This is a genomic window from Arthrobacter sp. CP30 (genome assembly GCF_053470025.1).
Window position 1 is genome coordinate 1 of the sequence record NZ_JBQEMM010000033.1, and the last position, 643, is coordinate 643.

Below are 643 nucleotides of genomic sequence, written 5' to 3' on the forward strand. Positions count from 1 at the left end.
GTATCGACGCAGAGGTCCCAGGTCACCCGGTCGAGCAGCAGTGTCGTGGCCATGTAATCTACGATACCGCGCCGAGCGGTGGCTCAGGCGATCAAGCCGTGCGCCTGCAATGCAGTGATGATCGAGGCGATGGCGGTGCGCCCTTGGGCATCGATCGTCCCGCCACCGCTCGGCGGCGCGATCGTGGCTTGTCTGTTGCCGACCACCTTTACCCCGTCCACCCGATATTCGGTATCGGTGTCTGCCGGACCTTCGAACTGCACCGCGACGGACGACTTGATCCGGACGGCCTTCCCCGCCGCTGCCTGGATCGCGATGCCATCGTCATCGAGCCGGATGAACTGTGTCGGCGCGCCGCCGAGAAGACCGCCGATGAACACGCCGTCAGCCCAATCGAAACGGCGCCGCGATCCAGGCGCTGCGGGTTTCTTCGTCTTCTTCACCGCGGAGATATCGTTGTGGCAGAAGATCGCGAGGCCGATGTCATCAACCTTCGGCGTGAGGTCGATCACGCTGCCCCCGGCCCGCAGCTTGAGGAAGGGCAGGCCGTGGATCGTGCCGTGGAGCAGCGCATTGCCGGCGCCGTCGATCTGCGCGATCATCGGTTGGACATCGACCGTATCGCCGTCGACGGCACGAACCT

The 643-nt window shown here is 64.9% G+C and carries 1 protein-coding gene; it reads right to left on the minus strand.

The window, feature by feature from the left end:
• Nucleotides 1–83 precede the first annotated feature (83 nt).
• On the minus strand, nt 84–643 hold a 560-nt coding region (locus ACTIMO_RS17170; protein ID WP_448183207.1), incomplete at its 5' end, for a hypothetical protein.